The organism is Ectobacillus panaciterrae DSM 19096 (assembly GCF_000430785.1).
GTDB classification, from domain to species: Bacteria; Bacillota; Bacilli; order Bacillales; family Bacillaceae_G; genus Ectobacillus; species Ectobacillus panaciterrae.
The window spans coordinates 1-5,489 of record NZ_AUMR01000145.1; the positions used below are offsets into that span (position 1 = coordinate 1).

Annotated in this window: 6 protein-coding genes and 1 pseudogene; 2 read left to right on the forward strand and 5 right to left on the reverse strand. The window is 40.5% G+C overall.

All coding sequences use genetic code 11. The annotated features are described in order from the left end of the window. Positions 1-261 (forward strand): ArsR/SmtB family transcription factor (locus H540_RS0121230; RefSeq protein ID WP_155891107.1); only part of this gene is annotated, 261 nt, incomplete at its 5' end. A gap of 712 nt (positions 262-973) precedes the next feature. Here the strand turns inward: H540_RS0121230 and H540_RS32485 are convergent. From H540_RS32485 to H540_RS35680, 5 genes and pseudogenes are all read right to left on the reverse strand, one after another. Continuing rightward, positions 974-1,153, reverse strand: a pseudogene (locus tag H540_RS32485) (TasA family protein); the annotation flags it as partial. Between the two features lie 242 nt (positions 1,154-1,395). Next, entirely contained in the window at positions 1,396-2,397 is a 1,002-nt protein-coding gene (mreB, locus tag H540_RS0121240; RefSeq protein WP_028402294.1) for a rod shape-determining protein, read from the reverse strand. Positions 2,398-2,697: 300 nt separating this feature from the next. Then, a complete protein-coding gene (spoIIID, locus tag H540_RS30550) occupies positions 2,698-2,976 on the reverse strand; it encodes a sporulation transcriptional regulator SpoIIID (protein WP_034671624.1) in 279 nt (92 codons plus the stop codon). A gap of 326 nt (positions 2,977-3,302) precedes the next feature. Further along, positions 3,303-3,863 (reverse strand): hypothetical protein, encoded by a 561-nt coding sequence (locus H540_RS0121250; protein ID WP_028402296.1) that lies wholly within the window; start codon positions 3,861-3,863, stop codon positions 3,303-3,305. 119 nt (positions 3,864-3,982) lie between these two features. Beyond that, on the reverse strand, positions 3,983-4,465 hold the full coding sequence (locus H540_RS35680) for a hypothetical protein (protein ID WP_028402297.1): 483 nt from the start codon (positions 4,463-4,465) through the stop codon (positions 3,983-3,985). A gap of 815 nt (positions 4,466-5,280) precedes the next feature. Here H540_RS35680 and H540_RS0121265 point away from each other — a divergent pair. Beyond that, positions 5,281-5,489, forward strand: a 209-nt coding sequence (locus tag H540_RS0121265; RefSeq protein ID WP_028402298.1) for a helix-turn-helix domain-containing protein, incomplete at its 3' end; no start/stop codon positions are given.

Here is a 5,489-nt window from a genome sequence, read left to right on the forward strand (position 1 = left end):
GAAAACTATGAAGAGATCGCTGAAATATTAAAGGTATTGGCACATCCCATCCGCTTAAGCTTAGTAAAAATAATGCTTACAAAAGGTCCTACTAATGTAAAAGCAATGTATGAAGAATTACAAATCCATCAAAGTACTGTTAGTCAGCATTTATCCAAACTAAAAGGTGCTAAAATCATTTCAGGTACTAGAGAAGGATTAGAAGTTTATTATAAGATAGTTGATAATCGTATTAAGACAATATTATCAAGTTTTGCTTAAATGTTGACTTTCTTGACTCCACAGTAACGAAAACTGTGGAATTCCTTACTTTTCGCAAATTAACATCGAAAATTATATAACTACTCATAATACTGATTATGTAAACAAGAGCTGTCTAGTAAGGTAGCTCTTGGTTAGTCGGGTAAGTTAGGGGCATCGCTGCCTCTTCCTCCCCTAAGAACCATGCAAGTCCCTTTCGAGATACAGCGGCTCAAGCCTCCCATTGCAGTTCCATTCGCTGTCATATCTTCTTCACACACCAATACGGTAAGCTGAACGTACGCTGACACTCCTATTGGAGGTATACATAACAGTACGCTTCTTTCGTCGTAGCAGGTGACTTACGCTAAAAACAAAAAAAAACAAAAAAAAAGCATACACTCTATTCCGAAAGCAAATGTTTGGTGGAAGCTATAACCTTACCATTGACACGGAGGTGGAATAGAGTATATGACCAAGTTAGGGGAAAGGCAATATGCAGTATTCACTTCATACTGAAGCATTTTGCCTCATGTGTCGTATTCACTTATGATTATATAGCTATTGACCTTAAAAAGAAAAGACCATATTTAGTAAAATCCCCGAAAATAATGCAAAGTACATCTATTTTTCTTCTTTTTTCGCATTTTTTCTCACTTTTTCGCACTTTGTAAGATTTTTTCAAAGGCTCTGCTTCGTTTTCTATTGTATGGACGTTCATATTCATAATTCTTTATACATATGTAATAATATACAACACAAACAAGGCAAGGATGATTCCTGCCTTGTTTGTATGAGTATTTTCGCCTTGGAATTCGTTTTGATCTTTGCCGTTATCCACGAATTCGAATTCTACGTACATTGTGTCATCTGTGCCTAGTGCGATGATGCCGTTGAAATATTGATCCCAGAACTATATATAAATGATTTATAATTTCGGTATATGAACCGCTGCTATACAGAACAAAAGGCAGCCTGCACTCGCTTCCTCTCTCTGGTTTACCCTTATATGGAACAGGGAAAGGGTTTGACCGCTTCTATGCTCTGCCGGATGCTCTTTCCTCACTATAAAAATTCGTTTTTTTATTTACTTGTATATAGTTATATAGGAAGTTTACATTAAAAAAAGCGTCATCCGGAGATGACGCTTCTGTATTAGAGTAAGCTGCGGCGAGGAAGCTTGTCGATGTTGTCGAGCATGATGCCTGTGCCGACTGCTACGCATTTCATTGGATCTTCTGCGATGAGAACCGGTACTTTGAGTTCTTCCGCAAGAAGCATGTCAATGCCGTGAAGCAGTGCGCCGCCTCCTGTTAAGATTACGCCGCGGTCGATGATGTCTGCTGCGAGTTCAGGCGGTGTGCGTTCTAAGACGCCTTTGGCAGCTTGTACAATGACAGCCGCATTTTCTTTGAGGGCGTTCTGGATTTCTTCTGATCCGACGCGGATTGTACGCGGAAGACCGGTTACCATGTCGCGTCCGCGGATGTCGAGTTCTTCGTTGCGCCCGCCTGGGAATACTGTACCTATTTTGATCTTGATTTCTTCCGATGTGCGTTCCCCGATTAAGAGCTTGTACGTGCGTTTAATATAGCTGAGGATTTCCATATCGAACTTGTCCCCTGCCATTTTAATGGAGGAGGAGGTAACAATATCGCCCATGGACAGAACTGCGATATCTGTAGTACCTCCGCCGATATCCACTACCATGTTGCCGCTTGGCTCGAAGATATCCATTCCCGCGCCGACCGCAGCCACTTTTGGCTCTTCTTCTAAATACACTTTTTTACCGCCGGATTTTTCTGCAGCTTCACGAATCGCTTTTTGCTCGACAGATGTGATGTTTGTCGGGCAGCAAATTAAGATGCGAGGTTTCGATAGGAAGCCTTTGACGTTCAGCTTGTTGATGAAGTGCTTCAGCATTGCTTCTGTAATTTCAAAATCCGCAATAACGCCATCCTTTAACGGACGGATTGCTACAATATTGCCAGGCGTACGTCCGACCATGCGTCTTGCTTCTTCTCCTACAGCTAATACTCTTCCTGTATTTCGATCAATTGCCACTACTGATGGCTCATTCAATACAATTCCTTTACCCTTCACATGAATCAATACGTTGGCTGTGCCAAGGTCTATTCCGATATCTCTCGCAAACATTCCAGCTTGTTCCTCCTTGATAACTCGCTCTTTAGGAGCACCGAATTCTTTTATACCTAATTTATAATTTTATCATAACTTTTCCATAAACGTAATAAGACGATACAGATTTTTGTCGAAAAATTTATCCCACGCTTAACGGGCAGTAAGCCCCCCATCTTTAGCGCAATCAAAGAAGATTAGCGGGGGATCACTGCCCGTAAAGGTCCGATTGGTTCAACTAACCGTGAGCAGGAGAACACTGCTCACGGTTAGTTGAACTTTATGACAGAAGACCGGATGTTTGGCCGAGAGAAGGTCTTATTGCTTGACAACTTTTTCGACAACAACGTCTTCCTTGCGGTACTTCTGCTTGGTGGCTTCGCCCCCGCGCAGATGACGAATGGACTTGTGGTAATCAAGAATCTCCTTGACCTCATTCGCGAGCTCCGGATTGATCTCCGGCAGGCGCTCCGTTAAATCCTTATGAACTGTACTTTTCGACACGCCAAATTCTTTGGCAATCACACGAACCGTCTTTCTTGTCTCCACGATATACTTGCCAATCTTGATAGTTCTCTCTTTGATGTAATCGTGCACACCACTCGCCTCCCCGAATTGGATGTGAGAAGAGTGAAATGAGACTCGCTGCGCTAGACTTGGATGTAAGTTCGAGTGCTGCTCGTAGGATTTGGGAGTCTTGCGATTTATGATGAACTGATCCACGATTTCTCACCTCAAACACTCTCTTTGTTGGGTTTATACCATTGTATGGAGCCCACTACTGTTATATGCTATGTTCCGTACATTTTTGCGGACTAAGATGACAAAAATAACAGATTTTTTTGAAAACTTTACGAAATGAGGGGTTTTTGAGGGAGAAGATGCAAAAAAGAAGCCAATTTGGCTTCTTTTTTTAGGAATTTTTATTCGTTTTCGTCTTCATAACCATCGTCCTCGGAGGAGCGGCGGATATATAATGGCGATTCGTGGTTTATTTCCATCGTAGATATTGGATTGAGGTCCGTTTGCCATTTGCTTCTGTGCTCGGATCTTCTGTATGTATGTCTATATGCAAGGGCTTCGCTCAGGGCCCAGTAGGCCTCATCTCTTTTTTCCTCACTCCCAAACCAAAACGGAATTTTTTCGTCATTTGACATATTCATAACAAAGCCGTATTTCGGTACGTTAGCGAGAGCGCGCTGCCATGATATGAATAAAAGAACAAATCCGCCCGCCGCCAGAATAGCCCAAAGCAAATTATCATCATGATCCTTCACATATCGTATCTCCGCAATGAGCATAAGCATAAAGCCTATCGCCGCCCCAGGATATTCCCACTGTCTTTGCGCTGCTTCATGCGTTTCTTTGGCAGAATACACATAATCCGTTAAATACAAGGTTCCTTTATACTTGATGCGGGCACTTGTAATGCGTAAACCATCCTTGTTATGATACTCTTTCTCTTTTATTTCCTGCCACGGCATAACCAGCTCCCTCCCCGCCGTTAATGTAAAGCACCGTTCATTTATGCCAATCATGGCCTTTCTTTCTATATCGTACCATTTTATATGATGGTTGGGGATAGGTTTATGCATGGAGACTTTTAATTTGATATTACTAAAAAGAGGATAGTATACGGTGCAATTGGAGAGATGAAGCGTGAAACGTTGAAGAAACTATATAAGTCCAATTTAAAAATTCGACATAAGAAACGAGCATGATGGTGCAGCAGCGTGTAGAAGCGGTCAGACCCTTCAAGATGGCCCCCTCGATACGGTTGCACCTTATTGATGTTTATCGTGTAAACGAGGAAATACCTTTTCGCAGAGAATATTTCGTAATTTGATAATGTACGGTCATTTCGTATTTCATATTCTACTTCTGTGATTCTTTCTTCATTAAAGCTGAAAATGGAAGCGCCCGGATATCCCAATAGAATCGGAGAATGTACAGTAATGATGAATTGTACGTTTCCGCCGCTTGCCAAGTTATGAATGATTTTTAGGAACGTAAGCTGTCTGAACGGGGAAAGCGCCGCTTCCGATTCGTCTAACAGGTAGATTGCTTTCCCGTTAAAACAGTTCATAAATAAAGATAAAAGGTTCTTTCATCGTTGGCTTTAAACCTCAAACGAATAGTCAATGCCCTTTCTTAGAAGGCATTGACCAATATGAATAAGTGCAAAATAGAGAAAACGAAAAGAAAAACATAAAAAGGAGCGGCTCTTAATATATGTAGGTAAAGATTCGTTCTATGAGGCATTTCCTATCCGTTTAAGTCGCTTCTGCCCTACCCTGTAATAATACCCTCCATCTTCTATGTCTTTAAAAATAGCAATACGAAAAGACTCTAATGGCGTCCAAATCCGTTTTAAATATATAGCCGGCATGTTCATTACCACCACCAATTCGAAATATTAAATAGTAAAAATATATAAGTAATTATACATAATTCCCTATTTCATCTCTATATTTAAATAAAAATTTATATTGTTTTAATATATATACAACCTCCCCCGAAAGGATCTGTTCTATTTATTGTTAATCTATATAAATGCATAAAAAGATACAATCCCCTCGTCCCTCATATGTATATTATTTTTCTAGAATAATTATTTAAGTTAGACTTTCTTAGTATTCTGGTTCTATTCATGATAATTACAAAGACCGCTCATATGAGTTAGTTTTTTTCGATGTTTACTTACAATCCGATCCACTTCTCGCATTTTAACGATTTTCCGAAAGAAGTCTCCCTCTTCAAGCCTGTGAAGGGCGTAGCCCAACGGTAAGGGGGAGATAAATTTCGGTTAGGTGCAAGCTTCAAGAACATTTGTTCTTGTTCTAAATTACATATTATGGTAAAATTAACTTATTAAACAATCGTAAAGCGAGGTGAAATGATATGGCAAACAAAGCGTATAAGTTCCGAATCTACCCGACAGCCGCACAATGTGTTCTTCTTGCAAAGACCTTTGGCTGTGTTCGTTTCGTCTATAACAAAATGCTTGCAGAACGCAAAAAAACATACGAACAACACAAAGAGAACAAAGAAACTTTGAAGAAGCTGAAGTTTCCTACTCCTGCCAAATACAAAGATGAGTTCACATGGCT

Excerpts from the sequence above, each read along its gene's own strand:
- mreB (WP_028402294.1), bottom strand. The coding sequence starts at position 2,397 with ATGTTTGCGAGAGATATCGGAATAGACCTTGGCACAGCCAACGTATTG.
- H540_RS0121250 (WP_028402296.1), bottom strand. The coding sequence starts at position 3,863 with ATGCCGTGGCAGGAAATAAAAGAGAAAGAGTATCATAACAAGGATGGT.
- H540_RS35680 (WP_028402297.1), bottom strand. The coding sequence starts at position 4,465 with ATGAACTGTTTTAACGGGAAAGCAATCTACCTGTTAGACGAATCGGAA.